Origin of the sequence: Rahnella bonaserana, assembly GCF_019049675.1 — a bacterium.
Classification (GTDB): Bacteria; Pseudomonadota; Gammaproteobacteria; order Enterobacterales; family Enterobacteriaceae; genus Rahnella; species Rahnella bonaserana.
In genome coordinates this window covers 34156-51015 of record NZ_JAFMOW010000051.1, presented here as the reverse complement: position 1 = coordinate 51015, position 16860 = coordinate 34156, and the positions used below count along the sequence as shown (strand labels likewise).

Genomic DNA, 16860 nt, shown 5'->3' with positions numbered 1-16860 from the left:
TTCGCAAGGGGCGGCAGTAACGACATGACCCGATTGAATGAATTATCGTTTGCCGAGTTACACACGATGAACGGCAGTGAGCTGGAGCAGTACGCAGAGCGCGGTGAGGCTTCCCGTAGCGACCTGAGCCGTGGCGTTGTCCACCAGCTGCACCTGTCCGATAACTGGCTGTGCGACATGGAGCACCGCTGCGAGTTTGGTGCCGGTGCGCCGGTAAATATCAGGCTGAGCATGAAATCTCACCCACCGGTTGTGGTTTGCCTGACCAGCAGCAGCGACGATGTGCCTTACTGGCAGGTGAGCCTGCCTTTTGACTGCGGGGCATCGGTGGCGTGGCTTTGCTGCAGCGAAACGTTTGAGCCTGCGCTCATTTTTGATGCCCTGCGCACACTAGAAACGCTGGTTGCCACCGGACTGAACACCCCTGAGCAACTGGCTGCGGCGCTGCGAAAAACTGGGGGTGCAGTATGATCCCTCGTCACCTTTCGTTAGTGCCCGTGAACCCGTTTCAGGCTGCTGCGCTGCAGGCCATCATTGATGTGGAGGACGGTAGGTGTCGGCGGGGACAATATCCTTATGCCGTGGCGTTGCTCCGCCAGCTGCGCGGCGGGGAGGCCGGTGCTATTACCGCTAGCGATGTGAAACGCGCCTCGCTGAACTACAACCCCAAAGACCGGGCCGGTGAACCGAAAGAACGCTATCTGGCGGCGCTCGATAAACTGGTTGAAAGTCGTGGTGACGTTTGCCCGCTGCCGCTGTCGGGCTGTGCCGTCAGCCAGTATTTTCCTCAAACCGGCTATCGCCTGAGTGAACGTCAGCACCGCCGCTGGGATGTCAGCGACAGCCGCAGGGAAAAACAGCAGGAAAAGGAACGCCAGCAGAAGCGCAGGCGCTATCGGGGTTCGAGGTCCAATGATGTAAAAAACCACGCTAAGAGGTTAATTCATTGTTTGTATTGAAATTTAGCGGTCTTAACTCGCCCTTCAGAATATCTTCCGGTAACGAAAACGTATAATGCCCCAGCATATTTATATGGCCATGTATCAGCGGCGATAATCTTGCCAGATGCTCCTCTTCAGGTGTTTCCCCCGATTTGCGAAGATGTGACAACGCCTCCTGCATGTAAAGTGTGTTCCACAGCACAACCGCATTGGTCACCAGACCCAGAGCACCGAGTTGATCTTCCTGCCCTTCACGGTAGCGTTTTCTAATTTCACCACGTTGTCCGTAGCAAATGGCTCGAGCCACTGCATGGCTCCTTCTCCCCGGTTGAGCTGAGTGAGGATCCGACGCCGGTAATCCTCATCATCGATATAGTTGAGAAGATACAACGTCTTGTTGACCCGGCCCACTTCCATAATCGCCTGAGCCAGACCAGATGGTCGGCTACTTTTCAACAGTGAACGAATAAGCTCTGATGCATGGATGGTCCCAAGCTTCAGTGAGCCCGCCATTCGCATCATTTCATCCCATTGGGATTCTATTTTTGACAGTTCAACACATCCCCGGGCCAGCTCATTCAGGGCACCATAATGTGCCGTTTTATCTGCCCGCCAGAATATCGCCCCGCCTGCATCGGCCAGACGAGGGGAAAACTGGTAGCCCAGTAACCAGAACAGGCCAAAAATGATATCGCTGGATCCTGCCGTGTCCGTCATAATTTCTACCGGATTCAGCCCGGTCTGCTGCTCCAGAAGCCCTTCCAGTACAAAGATGGAATCACGAAGCGTACCGGGAACCACAATGCCATGGAAACCGGAGTACTGATCGGAGACGAAGTTGTACCAGGTGATACCGCGTCCTGAACCAAAGTATTTACGATTTGGTCCGGAATTAACCGTTTTAACCGGTGTGACAAAACGCATACCATCTGCGGAGGCAACCTCACCACCTCCCCAGTACCCCGCGAGCGGCAGCGTGGACTGAAAATCAACCAGCCGTGCATTAGCGCTGACCAGCGTTTCTGCCCTGAGATAATTTTGTTTAACCCAGCTCAGACGATGGCGAGTAAGCGCGGGAATATTATGCTTTATCAGGGGTTCATGCCCTATATTGCAGGCTTCTGCCAGCAGTGTTGCGCACAGACTGACCTGGAGATCCTGCGCCCGAGCACCTGATTCACTGACGTGGCTGAATTCGCGGGTAAAACCGGTTCGGGCATCTATTTCAAGCAACAGCTCAGTCAGATCAACCGGAGGGATCAGTTCTCTTACCCGACGATTCAATTGTATCAGTGCCGGTGGCTCATCCAGTTTATCCAGATTGCTAATCGTCAGTGAGGGATGCTTACCTTCATTGCTTATGCTGACCGCTGCGTTGCAGGCAAAACGTGAAGCCACTGATTTCCATGTGTCATCAAGCCGCGTAGCCAGTTGTTCTGCTGCTTTAGTTCCGTCTGATGGATGACCCAGCGCCCGACATACCGGGATGCGTTGTGCCTGCCATTCAGCTCCCTGAAGCAATTTTTGACGCGGGTCCCCCCACCGGTCACTGTTCTCCAGCCAGAGATCACGACGGCGCAAAGAATCCTGAAGGCGCTCGAGAAGGCACAACGAGTAACCCGCTCGTAGAATCCTACCATCTCTGTCGTAGACCAGACGTTTCCAGGGGCCGGAAATGATTTGCTCTGGTGCATCGTCGAGAATTCGCTTTTTTGAGCCACTCAGTTCGGCCAGATAATGGATTGCTGACAACGTGTGCTCCCCGGCTGGGGCGGCCTGAAAGTGTAAGTCACGCAACATCGCGGACAGGAAGCGCTTCACCCGTCCATATTGTTCCACCATTTCATTCTGAAAATGAGTATCTTGCGGGCGCGCCAGCTCATTTACCTTGCCGACGGCTTCAGCCAGTTTGTCCTTTGGTATGCGGCGAAAAATAGCCTGCCGCAGAGCTGCTTCATCGGTGTTCTCATCAAGTAATAACGTGCATGCCCGTGCCAGTAATAGCGCGGCACGATCAAGATCTTTTAGGGTTCTGAGCCGCTTTTTCTGCCCGATATTTTTTGCAGAACGCGTGATATCCAGAATAAGCATATCCAGCACATCCACGGCCTCGTCAAGCGCCGAAATTTCCTGTGCTTTCACAAACGCAGTAAGCACGGCCAGTCGCCGTTCGTCAGGCATTCTTGAAATGTATTTCACCGAAGCCATTCCGGCATAACGGGCCAAATTCCGCAGCTGGATGGCAGGCAGACCGGAGAAATTCAGCCGGGAAAACTCCATGCTACGCAGTCGGGTATATCGCTCCAGGGCGTCTGTAAATGACGGCCCACTGATAGTGACAGGACCTTTTCGCATCTCCTCCAGCACCGATATACGCTGCCCTTCAGGTATTTCAAGTAAACCGTCCAGTTGTGTTTTCTGCCAGCTGTCAGGCAACAAAGCCAGCCTTCGCCATAATCGTCGACTTGCCCGTTCGCGTACTTCGCCAATCAGCCTTGTCAGAGTCGAGGCTGCGGGTAGCAGGATCTTATTTTGCAGCAACCATGCGGTAGCAAAATCAAACAGCAGACCTGGACGCTCATTGCTGAGCCAGGCGCGAGTATAGAGCAAACGCTTCAGTCTGAATGACCAGGGGAAATCACCAAAATCATGATAATCATAATAGAGCTTGATAAGCCCCTGATGCTCCCAGCGGGTATTTTCTCTTTCTGCATACCGGGAAAGGATCTCTGGTCGGCTGATGTTCAACTGTGCCGCAATGTAAAAACGGATGAATGAGGGAATTTGAAGGGGATCAGGAAGAAACGTTCCCAGAAAGCGCGCCGTAGTCAGCTGAAGTGCAATCCCCAGCCGGTTATGTTTTCCCCGTCGCTGATTAATAAAAGCAAGGTCACGCTCATCCAGATGAAAATACCGAGCCAGCTGAACCTCATTTGGGTCTGCCACATAGCGACCGTAGTTTTCTGTCTGTTCGCTGGTAAGAAAGTCATCACTCATTGCGCATCCTTTCGTAAACGGGCGTTCTGTTCTTTTTTTTACCATCTCAAATATTATAAGTTTTGATACCTCTCAAAACGACTTCAAACATGAGTATCAAAAATCGTGATTTATGCCTTATGATACTACGCAGTATCAATATCGATTTGTGAGACCAATATGGCATTACTGGGATATGCAAGAGTATCAACCAGCCATCAGAAACTGACGGCGCAGATTACAGAGCTGAAATCTGTAGGTGTCAGAGATGATCGAGTTTTTACTGATATGATGTCGGGAGCCACGGACGAACGCGAAGGACTACAACGGCTACTTGCCCGAGCGGAAAAAGACGACATCATCATTTGTACCAAAATGGACCGGCTTGGCCGCAATACCGCAGATATGATCCACATTGTTGATGCTTGCTATAAAAAGGGAATAGCCATTCGATTTTTGGAGAATGGACTGAGTACTGAAGGCACGATGGGGAAAATGGTGATTCAGATCCTTGCCGCTGTTGCAGAGGCGGAACGCGAACGAATATTAGAGCGTACCAACGAGGGCAGAGTGGTCGCGATGGCGGCAGGAGTTAAGTTTGGGCGAAAACCTCATCATGGATCGGGAATGGCTCTGGAACTTATTCACCTTGATACTCCCATTAAGCTGGTGATGGAGAAAACCGGCATTTCTCGGGCAACTTACTTTCGGTTGAAAAGTCATCAGCGCCGTTCCTGATGGTCAGACGCTACAAATGAAAATTTTTCAGGTTCCTGCCTCGGAAGCTCTAAACATCTTCACATAAATAACCCGGGACATAATGGATAATTATAATCAGTTGCTTGCATTTATATGGGCGTATGAATACGGCAATTTTTCTGCCGCCGCGCGGGCAAACGGATTGACGCCTTCAGCAATGAGTAAACTCATCAGCCGGCTGGAGGCGAGATTACAGGTAAGGCTCTTTCATCGCGGGACGAGAACGTTAACGCTGACCGAAGAGGGGCACGTTTATCTTAACAGTGCCCGGGCAGTCGTTGACGCAATGTCTGAGGCTGATTCACTGGCAGAAGATATGCCATCACGCATCAGCGGGCAGCTGAAAATCCGTACCATGACCACCTTCGCCCGTTATCATATCCTTCCATGGTTGCCCGCGTTTATTGACGCCTACCCCGACCTCGACGTTGACATTGAAACGGGGCCGGTTTACCGGGATGACTTTGATAGAGGGCTGGATCTCGCCATTTATGGTGGTGTACTTGCGAGTTCTTCCCGTATCGCCCGTCGTATCGGTGAGAGTCAGTGGATTACCTGCGCTTCGCCGGCCTACATCACAAGGTACGGGATACCCTCCCATCCCCGTGAGTTGATGGAGCATCGCTGTTTCCACTTTAATTTCGATAGCCACTGGAACCAGTGGCTATTCACCGAAGACAATCAGAGCATCATATTCCCAGTGAAACCGGTTGCCTCACTGTCGCAGGGCGATTTGCTGCGAGATCTGGCTATTCAGGGAGAAGGTATAGTCCGCCTGGCTGACTTTCACGTTCACCGGGATATCAGAGAAGGAAGATTAATACCGCTTTTGAAGGCATTCCAGTCTCCTGTCAGAGAGCCGCTCTATATAATTTACGCGAAAAGGCAGCATCTCAGCCCGCGCATCCGCTGTTTTATTGAATTCATGGAAAAACAGATAGCCCTGCATCCCTGGAGCATTTGAATTTTCAGCCAGCCCCTTACTACTTGTCCCCAAGGTCATATTTAAATACTCACTGTGAAAATACGTCACAGTGGGTATTCCTGCTGCTCGAATCCCATCGCTAAGGGATCGTGTTACTGTTTTATGGATTTTTACAGAACGAATCCATTTCCCTGGACAGAAGATATTACTATGTCAGACAAACAAACATCGCATGCAGGGATGGCACTGGCCATGGCTTTCTTTTCCGGCATGCTGAGCAGCAGTCTTCCCACTCCTCTCTATCCCGTATACATCACTTTATATGGTTTCAGCGCTTCTCAAATAATGGCGGTTTTTGGCGTCTACGCGGCTGGAGTCCTTTTAGCGCTTGCATTTACCGCCAGGGTTAACATCAGGCCTGAGCTGTATACAAAACCCCTTTATGCAGGTCTGGCCTGCGTTTTGCTGTCATCACTACTGATGATGCTTGCAGATAACTTTATGATACTTATCCTAGGCCGTTTTGTTACCGGTCTGGGTTCAGGTATTTTAATGGCCTATATTAACCGCTCGCTGATTAAATTATTTGATACGGAAGTAAGTAATACTGCGGCATTGACGGCTTCTGCCTCGTTGATCCTTGGACAGGCTATTGGCCCATTAATTACGGGGGAAATCGTGCATCGCGGTTTTTATGTACTTAAGGCTCCCTACGTAATTCTTTTTATTCTGGTTACAGCGTCAGTATTTGCGATCAGGGGCAGTCGTCTGATGATTAACAGGCACAGTACACCCGTAACCGGTGAACGGAAAAATATCAAAGCTCAAGGTCATAAGGTACTCTCTTTCCGGGACGTCATCGTCTGCTGCATGGCCATATTTCTTTCATGGGCGATGGCGTCCACGTTTATGTCCCAGGGACCCACCCTCGCCCGCACCTACTTCAATGTTACCAGCGTGCAGCTGGTAAGCTATTCACTGTCGGTATTCCTGCTGGTTGCAGGTATCACCCAGATAGTGATGAGAAAAAAACACCATTATTCGTCGCTGAAAATCGGAATTGTTACCCAACTTTCTGCGGTTTTGCTCGTCCTCTGCAGTGTATACAAAACGGATCCCTTCCTTCTTTTCATAGCCGTGATGCTCGAAGGATTCGCCTATGGGGCAATACTGGTCGGTGCCGCCACTATCGTTAATGTGGTCGCCAGACAGAGTCAGCGGCACCACCTGATAAACCTTCTTTACATTGTGGGATACGTGGGTAACTGGCTGCCGTTTTCGCTGAGTGTGATGATGGATCATTTCCCCCAGGAAACAGCCCTGAATGCCTATCTTTGTTTGTGCAGTGTTTTAAGTGCGTGTATTGCTTTATCGGCGTATTTCGCGGGAAGGAGCCAGCCAAAATCATGGGTCGGAGCATAAAATACTAAATAATATAGACGGAAAAAATTATCATCCGGGCCCATCTATGCATGATGGCCGGAAATTGAATGCGAAAAATTCAAACGTAAACTCAATATTAAAGGAAAATAAAGATGTTATTATGAATGCTAATTTCCCGGAAATCGACCACGTCGTCTGAGGAAGACTCCTCCCTTACGAGCGCTCAGCCTTGATGACCTGGTATTGCCATCTTCGTGGAAGAAAACACGTCTACGTTTGCTGAAATTGCCACGATGACCGGTATGCTGCGTATTCCTGAATCTAAGCTGGCATGCAAAAGATAAGCACAATCAGCGCTCTTTATCTTTCTCCATCAATATATTTAAAAATGAGCGAACCTTTGTCGGGCGAAATCGAGATGCGGGAAAAACTGCATGAATCTCACCTGAAGGTAGTTCCCATTCTGGGAGCACCTGAATTAAGCGGCCAGAAATAAGATCATCACTGACAACGTAATCCGGCAACACAGAGATGCCAGCACCTTCTCTCACCGCTTCACGGACCGCCAGTGTGTTATTAATGAATATCGAGGGCTGAACGTTGACACTTTGTTGATCCGATCCATTCAGCGTGAAATGCCACTGAGAAGGTTCACGCAGAGCTGTATTGGCTATAAAAGGCAGTGGTTTGATATCTTGTGGTTTATTAATTTTTTCTACCTGCGGCTGCATATTGCGCGGGGCTATCAGCAACTGCCGGAAGTGCCCGATTTTCCTTGCCTGCAAATGTGAGTCGTCTAACCAGCCCACACGGATGGCTATTTCTATATCTTTGTCCACGATATCAAACTTGTTATCACTTATCACGGCATCAACTTTGCAGTCTGGATAGCGCTGACTGAATGCCGTGATAGCTGGAACGACGACGCTGATCCCATAGTCAAAAGGCGCTGTCAGCCTCAATGTCCCAGAAGGCTCTGCCACCAGTGCGTCTAACTCTGCAAAGGCTTCCTCTGTTTCACGTAGAATAGACGCACAGTGCTCATAAAAGACTTTTCCCGCATCCGTTAAGCGAATGGTACGAGTAGTACGGATAAGAAGAGTGGTGTTCAACTCCTCTTCAAGACGCGCGACCTGATGACTGACTACCGCTTTAGTTATACCCAAACGCTCGGCAGCTGCAGTAAATGAGCCAGCCTCAACCACGGAGACAAAGTAGGCAAGGCGTCTGATATTTCCTAGTTTTCTCACTACCGCATTCCAATTGTATGTTTTTAGATGACAAGCTGTTTACCATGGATGTATTTAATATCCAATAAAAGTTTTCTATGATGAGTTACTTTTAAAAATAGGGGGCACCTGTGAACATGATTCTTAATTACTTATTCGATCCGCTTTGCGGTTGGTGCTACGGCGCGTCACCTGTGCTTACTGAACTAAATGACATTCCGGGCATTAAACTTGAGTTCATGCCAACCGGCCTGTTTTCAGATGCCGGCGCACGTCCCATGAACAATGAATTTGCTGCTTTTGCGTGGGAAAACGACCAGCGAATTTCTAATATCACCGGGCAGCCTTTTTCCGAGATTTATCGCGAAAAAGTGCTTCATGGCCAGCAGAAAAAATTTGACAGTGGTTCAGCCACGCTTGCGATTACTGCAGTATCACTGTCAAACCCTTCGCGGGAAATTGAAGCGCTGAAAGCAATACAACACGCTCGTTATGTTGAGGGGCTTGACGTCACGTCATTGTCGGTTCTTGCGGGTGTGTTAAGTTCTCAGGGTCTGGAAAATGCGGCGAAGAAAGTGTTGGATCCTGCAGCAGACTTGCTCGAAGCAAACCATACTCGTACTGAGCGTGCGAAACGATTAATGCGGGAATTTGGCGCACGCGGTGTTCCCACTTTTATTGCCGAATCCGGCTCAAAGCGCTGGATGCTAAACTCAAGCATATTGTTTTCAAACCCTCATGAATGGATACGTCAGTTAGTGGATTCATAACGTCTGGTGAAAGCAATGCTCACCTAATTACCACTTTAACAGAAGGCGAAAAATACGATGACACTACAAACCAACGTCCCTGATGCAGGGAGGGACATTTCCCTGAGTTGGACACATTTTCCTGCCGGCGAGCACGGTTTTTATCGCTCGCCAGTGCTGATCTCTGGCGATAAGGAAGCCGTACTTATTGACGGTGGTTTTACGCTCGCCGATGGCAGACTGTTGGCAGAGGCTATCCAGAAAACAGGTAAAAAGCTGACCACAATCTATATTAGCCAAAGCGACCCTGATTACTACTTTAGCCTCGGTCCGGTAAGAGCAGCCTTTCCGGAAGCTCGTGTCGTTGCCGCATCGTCGACAATCGACGCCATTAAGAAAAGTGTTGATAAGAAACTGGCAGTGTGGGGCCCACAACTCAAGGACAACGGCCCGCAAACGTTGTCAGACATCGTTATGCCCGAGGTATTTGACGAGGATGCGTTATCTCTCGAAGGCCAGGTCCTCGAAATTATTGATGCTGATGGCCTCGCTAACCGTCGTTATCTCTGGGTACCTTCGCTTAACGCCATTTTTGGCGGTGTACTGGTGTTCTCTGGTACCCATGTGTGGACCGCCGACACTCAAGGTCCAGAGGGTCGCGCACTTTGGATAAAAAATCTGGACACCATGGCATCCAGACATCCCACTACGGTCATCGCAGGGCATATGTTACCTGAGGGTGCTACCGATATTTCAGCAATAACCTATACCCGCGACTATCTTCTGGCTTTTGAGAACGAGCTAAGTCTGGCCAGCGACAGTAGCGAACTGATTGCAGCCATGACAAAACGTTATCCTGATGCTGGCATGAGTGTCGCTTTACAAATTGGTGCAAAAGTCGCCAAGGGCGAAATGAGTTGGGGATAGATTAATGAAGAGTAATGTGGAAATTATACGCGCGACTTATGAAGGTACCTCTGAAGAAAATGGAAAGAACCTGCTTGCTGTCCTGTCCCCCAATGCGACATGGACTGAAGCGGCTGGGTTCCCCTATGCAGGGACTTACACCGGTGCAGAAGAGATAATCGCTAACGTATTTCAGCGACTGGCAACTGAGTGGACAGACTATCAGGCAAAGACGCATACGTTTCTTGCTGACGGTAACTATGTTGCTGCTTTTGGGATTTACTCCGGCGTTTATAAAATAACCGGCAAGGCGATGACGGCATCATTTGCGCACCTTTATCGCCTTGAGGATGGGAAAATTATGACCATGGAGCAGTACGTCGATAGCGCGTCGGTCATGTCGGCGTTAGCATAAAGTTAACACCGTCTGACAGGTTTCTACGCACTTGTAGTCGTTTACTGAATTTGGTCAGCATCCATTGTGGGCAGTTTCAGTAAACCACTACAAGTGCAATCTGACTAAGCCAAAACTTTCTTCAGCCACAGGCTCAAATCATGGAGTTCATCATCACTTACTGTGCGTCCAACAGGATAGGTCTTCCATGATCCCCCAATGACAATTCGCTTTCATACCGCGCGAATTTCGCGGTGTATCAGACTCTCATAATATCCCATCGTATTACGCAGTCCTGTTTCGTCTTCCGAACGAGAAAAATCAGAATGACGTTAATCGTACCAGGCCGGTCTGTCCTGTCCCCCGCCTGCGATAATGCTTGAATTGTTAAGCTTTAACGACCGGCGCTTCTGGATCGTGATTTTCTGGTTCAAGTTAAAAATAATGAGTTTATTATCAAAGCATTATTCCCAGGGTAATCCTTGCTCCCAGCTTTCGACAAGCAGGTCAATAAAGGCCCGAATTCGCGGTGATAAATGTCGTTTACTGGGATAAATGAGCCGAATAGGTTCCGGAGGAAAAGGAAACTCCTCAAGCACAGGTATCAGCTTACCGCTACGCAAATCATCCCCTAGCAAATAGGTCGGTAAGTGAACGATACCAAATCCGGAAATTGCCGACGCCCGCATGGCTTCCGAATTGTCGAGGTTTAGTCGCCCGGGCCCTTCATAAACAAAAGTGCCTTCCGGAGTCGCAAACCGCCAGCTGCGTCTCTTTTCTGCACTCAGAAGAAAAATAGTGTCATGCCTGGTTAAGTCTGCGGGTGTTTCCGGAACGCCCCGTGAAGATAAGTATTCGGGGGATGCACAAGTGACAATATGCTGCGAAGCAATCGTGCGGGTAAGAATACGTGAGTCATCGCGAGGTTCACCTATACGAATGGCAATATCAAAGCCTTCCTCTATCAGGTCAACAAACCTGTCGCTAAAGGACACTTCGGCACGAATTTCCGGCCACTTTTTCAGATAAATATCCAGAATGGGAAGGATATGTCGCTGCCCAAAAGAAAGCGGCGCACTCAGCCGGAGAGTCCCCGTTGGCTTACCCCTGCGCATGGCCATGGCGGCATCGACCTCTTCCAGGTCCTCGAGTATCTGGCGGCAACGATCAAACATGACCCTCCCTTCATCGGTGAGACTCAGACTTCGGGTGGTACGGTTAAGAAGACGAACCCCCATACGCGTTTCGAGCCGGACGATACTTTTACCAATCGCAGAACGTGTAAGCCCAAGGGAACTTGCGGCGTGTGTGTAACTCCCGGCTTTTACAGCCGCGACGAACGCGGCGATATCACCAATGCTGTTGATCTCCATACTATATTTTTCTCATCCAATACGGGCGTTGTTGTACCCTTATATGGGAAGCACATTCCCCAAATGTTGGTATATTATATATTCCTGTTCCACTTTAACGCAAATACAAACAGGAATACCGATGATGAATCAACAAACTAAGAAAGCCGTAAAAGAATGGTCAGAAAGCCTGGCCGGTCTGGGACCAATCCTTACGGGTGAAGATACCGTAACGCCAATGAGTGAAGTGCGTGACGCCTATACCCGTATGTTGGCTAAAAATCCTGCACCCGCAGGTGTTGGCTTTACTGAGGTCGATATGGGGGGAGTGCCGGGAACGCTGGTGACTCCTGAAAATCTAAAAACCGATGCCATCGTTATGTACATCCACGGTGGGGCATACATTGTCGGTGAATCTGCTGGCTATCACGGTATTGGTGGCAACTATGCCAGCATGCTGGGCGCACGGGTTTACATGCCAGATTACCGACTGGCACCGGAGTATCCTTTCCCTACGCCCGTTACCGATACCGTTCGTGCATATGAGTGGTTGATTGAACAGGGCTTTGACGCCAGCAAAATCGTGCTGGCGGGTGAGTCTGCGGGCGGCGCGATGGTGGTTACCGTTATGGTTGCGGCACGCAACAAGGGCCTGCCGCTTCCAGCCGGCGGGGTCGCTATTTCACCCTGGGCTAACCTTGAGCACACGGGTGTCTCTATGACCAACAGAGAAGGCCTTGATCCTCTAAACACCAAAGCAGGTCTTGATTTTCTCGCACGTACGTTCCTCGGCGATGCATTGCCTAACCATCCAATGGCATCACCTGTGTTTGCTGATGTAACGGGCCTGCCGCCGGTGCTCGTTCAGATAGGTGAAAACGAACTGATGCTGACCGACGCGATGCGTCTGGCAACTCATCTGGGTGATAACCGCGTACGCGTAAATCTGGAAGTCTGGCCGGGCATGTTCCACGCCTGGCATTTCTTCTCCACGTTGCAGCCAGAAGCGGTACAGGCGCTTGAGAGTTCAGTCGCCTTTATTGAAAAGGCTCTACGTGATGCAGCGAAGTAATCATCATTGATGATTGACTAAATAACGGGCGCAGCTGGCTGCGCCCGTCAGGAGTGTAAATGCCCCCTCTACAGACACAACCAACCTATCCGTCGGATCTTGCCTCACATAGCGCATATAAGCGCGTATTCCGCCCGGGTAGTCTGACATTTGGCTTTATTATGCCGCTTGAAGGTTATCCGGATTCGCCTTTTCCGACCCTGCAGGATCATCAGGCGCTGGCACAATTTGCTGATGACGCCGGTTTTTCCGCTCTGTGGATGAGAGATGTGCCCTTTTATGATCCACAGTTTGGTGACACAGGACAGATGCTTGACCCCATGGTCTACCTCGGATTCCTTGCCTCTCAAACCACACGCATAACGCTGGGTACCACCGGTATGGTGTTACCCCTGAGGGACCCGATTATATTGGCCAAGCAGGCAGCCTCAGTGGACCAGCTAAGTGGTGGACGCCTTTTGCTGGGGCTATCCAGCGGGGATCGCGCTGTTGAATACCCTGCGTTTGGTGCCGATTACGATAACCGGGCCGAACGTTATCGCGAGGCGTTTGGTCTGATAAAAACCGTCTGTGAGACGTCCTTCCCGGTGGCTGAAACGGCGTACTACGGCAAGCTTTCAGGCAACCTTGATCTTATTCCCAAACCCTTTAAATCCCGCATTCCAATGATTGTGGTTGGTCGAGCACGGCAGGACCTGAGCTGGATAGCAGAGGAAAGCGACGGATGGATATGGCATCTGAGTGATTTCTCAACGCTCCCGGAACTGCTTGAACTCTGGCGTGGCGGTTACGACGACAATCGTTTCAGACCTTATGGCTATGCCACCTTTTTTGACCTGGATGCTAACCCTGACGCGCCGCTTCGCAGATTGATGAATGGCATCACCGTCGGCCGCAATGCGCTGATAAAGCTATGGAAGGAGCAGGAGCGCCAGGGAGTAAACCACGTTGCGTTAAATCTGAAACCGCTGACACGGCCAGCAGCCGAGGTGATGGCTGAAATGGCAGAATTTGTGTTACCCGAGTTTCCTTCTGAATAAATGCAGGGTAATAAATGAACTGTTTATTTCATTCTTCAGTGCAGAGCCTGAATACGTTTTGTGAAGCCTGGTCCGGTAACGCTTGCTCCGACAATAGCCAATGGCTGGACCCCTCGGTCAGATTAGTCAGCAGTCATCGTGGAACCGTTTCCGGCCGTGAAAATGTCACCGCCCTTTTGCAAAATGACTTTGCTGACCTGGACAACGTGTCCGTTACGCTGACAAACACCGTTGAGCGCAGGAACGATAAAGATTACGTCGCCAGTGCATACCTGCACGGACAGGCTTCGCGCACAGGTTCCGGACGTCATAACCCGGTACGGTTCGGGGGGACGGTCGTGATGAGGGCTGGCACAGATGAAGCCCAACCTGTGATCCATACCCTTCACCTCCAGATACACTGGACCTCAGGTGCAAGACAGTTGTTATCGGGATGGCAGCTACCGGCTGAAGAGTCCGGCTGGCATCAGGGATTTCCGCCAGTCGCCATTATCAGTGAACTTGATGCTCCCTGGCATATTGTGCCAGAAAACCACCGTGCTACGGGTGACGAACAGGAGGTGATCGATATCTGGTATCGCTACGCGTGGGCGCTGGACCAGGCAGATTTCACACTTTTCAGCACATGCTTTAGTGAAAACGCCGCGGGTAACTTTACCCCCCTGGGCTATATCTCCGGGAGACGAAATATCATTGCCGCAATGAAAGCCTTCCGGCTTCCGTGGCCCTGGATGCAGCATTTTGGTAAACCTCTGAAAGTATGTGTCCACCCAGATCGCCAGTCGGCCTTCCTGATAATAGGCCGGGTTATTGCCGAGAAGACGCATGATTCAGTGGGTCGCAAAATCTACGGCGCGCATTACCGGGTTGGAATGGAAAAAGACGCTCACAATCAGTGGTCAATTTGCTGGAGCGAATATAATCCTGGCTGGCTTTCAACAGACGATGTATCCAGCATTGATACTGCATTACCGCGCAACAGATGAACGCTGCGCGCTCGACAAGCGTGCCGGCAACTCTTTTTTCAGTTCTTCAATCAAGGCTCTCACTTTAGGAAGGACCGTGTGAGTCCTGGGCCACATTGCAGAAATGGGGGTGGGCGGTGCCTGAAATGTGGGTAGAATTGCACGAAGCTGCCCCTTTTTGATGGCATCACCACATAACCAGTCAGGAAGTTGCGTCACCCCACATCCGGCAATAGCCGCTTCCAGCATGGCTTGACCATTATTAAAACGGTAGGCTGAGGAAACAACATGCCTTACAACGTGTCCCTCTTTGCCCCGGATTAGCCAGTAAGTTTGCCCGTCTGACGGTAACCCTGAAATGCATCTGTGTGATGAAAGCTCACGAAGATCAATGGGGGTGCCTGCTCGTTCCAGATATCCCTCAGAGGCGCAAATGATAAGCTTTTGCTCGCCAAGGCGGGTGGCAACCAAATCACCTGAGTCAGGCAGGGGACCAAGCCTCAGCGCGAGGTCAAAGCCGTCTGTCGCCGGGTCGCGAACCCGATCACTGAAATCAACTTCGATGTTCAGGGTCCGGTATTTTAACGCCATGATATTGAGTAAGGGCATAATGAAAAGATGCCCAAAGGCCACGGGAACCGTCAGCCGCATCAGTCCAGACGGCTCCACTATCCCCGCCTCTATTATGCTTTCAGCATCTGAAATCATATCCAGAGCAGCAGTGCAGCGATTGAAATAGATCTCACCTTCCGGCGTCAGCGACAGGCTTCGCGTACTGCGGTTGAGTAAGCGAACCCCCAGGCGGATTTCCAGACGCTTGATGCTTTTACTGAGTGCAGAGCGCGTCACGCCTAAACCCTCAGCTGCAGCAACGAAACTGCCTTTTCTGACAACTTCAGTAAATTCCTGTACGCCATTGAGTTGTGCCGTCACAAATATTGGTTCCTTTATCTCAACACTGAGGGGCTTTTTGCCCAGGTAATCATGGCCTTTAAATAAGGATAAGATCGTTGCTAACAGATTTTTACCATGAAATGGCGTCAGGAGACAGAATGAGTGAGTTGCTGAATATCTATACAATGAATGGAATAAAGCTTAATAATCGTGTCGTTATGGCACCAATGACCCGATCGCGGGCCTATGACCTTGTTCCCACTGACAGTATGGTCACCTACTATCGCCAGCGCGCAACAGCAGGTTTAATTGTTTCCGAGGGTTCACCTGTTTCAATGGAAGGCCGTGGACAGGCTTACACGCCGGGAATTTACACTGACGAACAGATAGAGGGATGGAAAAAGGTGACAGAGGCAGTACATGCGCAGGGTGGGAAAATATTCATCCAGCTTTGGCACGTAGGACGTTCCTCACACATTGCTCACCAGCCTGATGGGCAGGCCCCGGTCAGCTCCGTCTCACGCGTTGCAGAAGGCTGCACCACTCACATTCCTGGTGATAACTGTCAGTCTGTACGCGTATTTCACAGCCAGCCCCGCGCATTAGCAACGGATGAAGTCCCGCGGGTGACACAGGATTTCGTTCAGGCAGCTAAAAATGCCATCGAGGCGGGTTTTGACGGAGTGGAGATCCACGCAGCTAACGGCTACATCTTCGAGCAATTTATCAATGGTGGACTTAACGACAGAACAGATCGTTATGGCGGTAATATTGCCAATCGTCTGCGGTTTACGCTGGAAACTGTGGATGCTATCTCTGCAGCCATCGGGAGTCATCTGACAGGTATCCGTATTGCACCCTTTGGCCGCCTGCAGGATATGCATAGCTTTGATGATGAGCAGGATACCTGGTTATCTTTAGGTATCGAACTGCGTCGTCGACATCTCGCATATGTGCATTTGAGCGATCAGGAATCTCTCGGAGCTCAGGCCATTCCTGCTGGTTTTCTAACAAAGTTTCGTGAGGCCTACGAGGGAACTCTTATCGTCGCAGGCAGCTATACACAGGCGCGTGCAGAAATGGCACTCAGAGAGGGGTTTGCCGACTTAATTGCATTTGGGCGTCCTTTCATAGCCAATCCAGATCTCGTTAAACGCATGAAAAATGGGTGGCCGATAGCTATTCCTGATAAAGATACGTTCTATACTGGGCGAGATGCAGGTTATATAGATTATCCCACGCATCACGTCGATTAAGTTCCCAGAAGCTGGAACG

At 50.3% G+C, this 16860-nt stretch carries 15 protein-coding genes and 1 pseudogene; 12 read left to right on the top strand and 4 right to left on the bottom strand.

Translation table 11 applies throughout. The features are described from left to right. Positions 1–24 precede the first annotated feature (24 nt). Positions 25–471, top strand: coding sequence for a conjugation system SOS inhibitor PsiB family protein (locus J1778_RS03665; RefSeq protein ID WP_217172036.1), 447 nt, complete (start codon positions 25–27; stop codon positions 469–471). After that, positions 468–959, top strand: a complete 492-nt coding sequence (locus J1778_RS03660) for a plasmid SOS inhibition protein A (RefSeq protein WP_217172035.1) — start codon at positions 468–470, stop codon at positions 957–959. The genes J1778_RS03665 and J1778_RS03660 overlap by 4 nt, the downstream gene beginning before the upstream one ends. Here the strand turns inward: J1778_RS03660 and J1778_RS03655 are convergent. Then, a pseudogene (locus J1778_RS03655) lies at positions 931–3938 on the bottom strand (Tn3 family transposase). The gene J1778_RS03660 and the pseudogene J1778_RS03655 sit on opposite strands and share 29 nt — an antisense overlap. A 159-nt stretch (positions 3939–4097) precedes the next feature. Here J1778_RS03655 and J1778_RS03650 point away from each other — a divergent pair. The 3 genes from J1778_RS03650 (at position 4098) to J1778_RS03640 (ending at position 7023) form a co-directional block, all read left to right on the top strand. Continuing rightward, positions 4098–4655, top strand: a complete 558-nt coding sequence (locus tag J1778_RS03650) for a recombinase family protein (protein WP_217172034.1) — start codon at positions 4098–4100, stop codon at positions 4653–4655. Positions 4656–4737: 82 nt separating this feature from the next. After that, positions 4738–5640, top strand: a complete 903-nt coding sequence (locus J1778_RS03645) for a LysR family transcriptional regulator (RefSeq protein WP_217172033.1) — start codon at positions 4738–4740, stop codon at positions 5638–5640. Positions 5641–5811: 171 nt separating this feature from the next. Further along, a complete protein-coding gene (locus tag J1778_RS03640) occupies positions 5812–7023 on the top strand; it encodes an MFS transporter (RefSeq protein WP_217172032.1) in 1212 nt (403 codons plus the stop codon). 311 nt (positions 7024–7334) lie between these two features. Here J1778_RS03640 and J1778_RS03635 read toward each other — a convergent pair whose 3' ends face one another. Continuing rightward, complete coding sequence (locus tag J1778_RS03635) at positions 7335–8234, bottom strand: LysR substrate-binding domain-containing protein (protein ID WP_166643229.1); 900 nt, start codon at positions 8232–8234, stop codon at positions 7335–7337. A 116-nt stretch (positions 8235–8350) separates the two neighbouring features. Between J1778_RS03635 and J1778_RS03630 the strand changes: the two genes are divergently transcribed. From J1778_RS03630 to J1778_RS03620, 3 genes are read left to right on the top strand one after another with little or no spacing between them, the layout of a single operon-like run. Then, positions 8351–8983, top strand: coding sequence for a DsbA family protein (locus J1778_RS03630; protein WP_238484555.1), 633 nt, complete (start codon positions 8351–8353; stop codon positions 8981–8983). Positions 8984–9040: 57 nt separating this feature from the next. After that, positions 9041–9889 carry an MBL fold metallo-hydrolase gene (locus tag J1778_RS03625; RefSeq protein WP_238484551.1) on the top strand — a complete coding sequence of 283 codons (849 nt, stop codon included), beginning with the start codon at positions 9041–9043 and terminating at the stop codon, positions 9887–9889. A gap of 4 nt (positions 9890–9893) precedes the next feature. Then, positions 9894–10283: a nuclear transport factor 2 family protein gene (locus J1778_RS03620; RefSeq protein ID WP_133625271.1), complete on the top strand. Its 390-nt coding sequence runs from the start codon at positions 9894–9896 to the stop codon at positions 10281–10283. Between the two features lie 443 nt (positions 10284–10726). On the opposite strand, the gene J1778_RS03615 is transcribed toward J1778_RS03620, so the two are convergent. Continuing rightward, positions 10727–11635 carry a LysR family transcriptional regulator gene (locus J1778_RS03615; RefSeq protein WP_217172030.1) on the bottom strand — a complete coding sequence of 303 codons (909 nt, stop codon included), beginning with the start codon at positions 11633–11635 and terminating at the stop codon, positions 10727–10729. Positions 11636–11756: 121 nt separating this feature from the next. On the opposite strand from J1778_RS03615, the gene J1778_RS03610 reads away from it, so the two are divergent. Genes J1778_RS03610 through J1778_RS03600 form a run of 3 tightly spaced genes read left to right on the top strand, consistent with a single transcriptional unit; the run spans position 11757 to position 14712 of the window. Beyond that, on the top strand, positions 11757–12686 hold the full coding sequence (locus J1778_RS03610) for an alpha/beta hydrolase (protein WP_112288739.1): 930 nt from the start codon (positions 11757–11759) through the stop codon (positions 12684–12686). 59 nt (positions 12687–12745) lie between these two features. Beyond that, a complete protein-coding gene (locus J1778_RS03605; RefSeq protein WP_217172029.1) occupies positions 12746–13726 on the top strand; it encodes a TIGR03571 family LLM class oxidoreductase in 981 nt (326 codons plus the stop codon). Positions 13727–13740: 14 nt separating this feature from the next. Further along, on the top strand, positions 13741–14712 hold the full coding sequence (locus J1778_RS03600; protein ID WP_217172028.1) for a nuclear transport factor 2 family protein: 972 nt from the start codon (positions 13741–13743) through the stop codon (positions 14710–14712). Here the strand turns inward: J1778_RS03600 and J1778_RS03595 are convergent. Then, on the bottom strand, positions 14695–15624 hold the full coding sequence (locus J1778_RS03595; RefSeq protein ID WP_217172027.1) for a LysR family transcriptional regulator: 930 nt from the start codon (positions 15622–15624) through the stop codon (positions 14695–14697). The two genes, J1778_RS03600 and J1778_RS03595, sit on opposite strands and share 18 nt — an antisense overlap. A gap of 119 nt (positions 15625–15743) precedes the next feature. Here J1778_RS03595 and J1778_RS03590 point away from each other — a divergent pair, with 119 nt between their 5' ends. After that, positions 15744–16841, top strand: coding sequence for an alkene reductase (locus J1778_RS03590; protein ID WP_133625280.1), 1098 nt, complete (start codon positions 15744–15746; stop codon positions 16839–16841). Positions 16842–16860: the final 19 nt, after the last annotated feature.